Raw genomic sequence first — 2,202 nt, 5'->3', positions numbered from 1 at the left:
CATCCGGTCGAGGCGGGGCCGGTCAATGGCGCACGGGAACGCCTACTGCATCGGGCAGGTCCTCACGCTCGCCGGAGATATCGCGCGCGCCCCAGCGTGTGGCCAGGACCGCGCATGTCATCAACTGGATCTGATGGAAGAGCATGAGCGGGAGCACGACCGCCCCGACCGTATGCGAGGCGAAGATGACCTTCGCCATGGGAATGCCGGATGCGAGGCTCTTCTTCGATCCACAAAATATAATGGTGATCTGGTCCGCCCGATTGAAGCCGAGCCGCTTCGCGGCAAAAGCCGTTATGACCAATGCAAGCGCGAGCAGGATCACATTCACCACGACCAGGCCACCGAATGCGCGAAGGGAGATCGTGTGCCAGATGCCCTCGTTCACCGCTTCGCTGAACGCGACATAGACCACGAGCAGGATCGAACCTTGGTCGACAAACCGGAGAATGCCGCGATTCTTGTCAATCCATTTGCCGATCACCGGCCGAAGCAATTGCCCCACGATAAACGGCACGAGCAATTGCAGCACGATATTGCCGACCGTGTGCCACGGCGAACCGGATGCGCCCGCGTTGGTCGTCACGACGACACTCACCAGTGCCGGCGTGATGAAAATGCCGAGCAAACTCGAAGCTGACGCAGAACAGACCGCCGCTGAAACATTGCCCTTGGCAATCGAGGTGAAGGCGATCGACGACTGCACCGTGGAAGGCAGCGTGCACAAAAACAGAATGCCCATGTAGAGCGCAGGTGTGACCAAGGGCGTGAGCAAGGGTTTAAGCGCCAGCCCGAGCAATGGAAACAGGGCAAACGTGCTTAGCAGTACGACGATGTGCAGGCGCCAGTGCGTCATTCCGGACACGATCGCTTCGCGCGAAAGTTTGGCGCCGTGCAGGAAAAACAACAGGCCGATGGCAACGTTGGTCAGCCAGTTGAAGCCTACGGCTGTTTCGCCGCGGCAGGGCAGCAGACTAGCCAAAATGACCGTACCCACGAGGGCAAGCGTGAAGTTATCGGGAAGGAGCTTAGGACGGGGCATCGGAAACTGGCCTTGGTTGAACGTGACTGGACTGACGCGTAACGGACGGCTTTTGGAGAGACTTCATCCGCGCTGTTGGAGCCAGGCGAAGCCGAACGGTCTATGGAGATATTTGAACGGATTGTGTCCCGGTATGCAAATTCATTTAAGTACGTGACTTATGCGCCGAACGCATGAATCGTGATGCTTAGAATAAAAAGCTGGCCCATCAGTTCGTATTTTGCGCCCGCGCAAAATAGTCGTTTTGGTCAGACGGAAATGCCTTCAAAACGGCGCTGGTTCACGGAAAATCTCCTGAAGTAACATGGTGTTACAACCCTCAGGAAGACATAACACTTTTTGGCTCGACTCTGACTGCGGCTCGCCCTAAATTGAGTGGCAGACCGGTCGTAATTGCGTCGAACCAAACTTCAGCGCATGGATGTTCCGACAGGGACCGGTCAGTTGCGAGGGTAGACTTTTGCTTTGCCATCGCTTGAATGGAGCCGAAAGTTTCGTCGTATCGCCATGTCGCACACCAGGATTCGCCCGACAATTTGCTCAATGTTCGCTGCCACTGCCGCTTTGGTTGCGGCGTGTTGCGTTTGCTCGTCGGTGGCCTTGGCCAGCGGCGGCTCTGGCGCGTTTCCCGGAGCACATGGTGGATCAGGCGCGGCGCACTTTCCTGTCGCGAACCGTAACGCAGGGCGGGTCGACGCGGTCGAGCGCGGTGCGCGACCGTGGGGTTTCCAGCGCGTCTCGGCTGGATCCGGACTGACGCCGGTGAGTGCGGAGGTGCGGGGCGGAGCGCACGCGGAACAAGATCCACAATTGCGCAGCGGCGGTTCGATTCGCGCAGACATCGCGCGCTATAACGAAGAACGCAGCGTCGCGCATCCTGCGGGCCGGCAAGCCGATGAACCCCGCTCGACGGCAAATGGGCCCTATCGGAACTAATCCGAGGCATGGTGGAGGTTTTGGCCAGTCCTGCTCGCGGCTAGAGCAGGAGGACTCGTCTGTCGCCCCACACTCGCCGCTAGCAGAACCGCTTTAACCTGCCCCACCCTCATCGCGATCAGGAAGGAAATAGGCGGGAGGTGGAGGCGGCCAAACTGTGGCGCGGCTCGGCGACCTTCCGCCGGCTCGACGATTTCTGCAAAGGCGTCGCCGACGGATTGGAG

The 2,202-nt window shown here is 59.2% G+C and carries 2 protein-coding genes; one reads left to right on the top strand and one right to left on the bottom strand.

All coding sequences use genetic code 11. The features are described from left to right. Positions 1–22: 22 nt before the first annotated feature. Positions 23–1,042, bottom strand: a complete 1,020-nt coding sequence (locus WCA53_RS32060; RefSeq protein ID WP_423921252.1) for a bile acid:sodium symporter family protein — start codon at positions 1,040–1,042, stop codon at positions 23–25. Between the two features lie 543 nt (positions 1,043–1,585). Here WCA53_RS32060 and WCA53_RS32055 point away from each other — a divergent pair. Continuing rightward, positions 1,586–1,978, top strand: a complete 393-nt coding sequence (locus WCA53_RS32055) for a hypothetical protein (protein ID WP_423921248.1) — start codon at positions 1,586–1,588, stop codon at positions 1,976–1,978. Positions 1,979–2,202: the final 224 nt, after the last annotated feature.

The sequence above is a fragment of the Caballeronia sp. genome (assembly GCF_049581465.1).
Lineage (GTDB): Bacteria > Pseudomonadota > Gammaproteobacteria > Burkholderiales > Burkholderiaceae > Caballeronia.
Note: the sequence above shows the minus strand (reverse complement) of the source record. Positions and strands in the feature narration are given on the sequence as shown.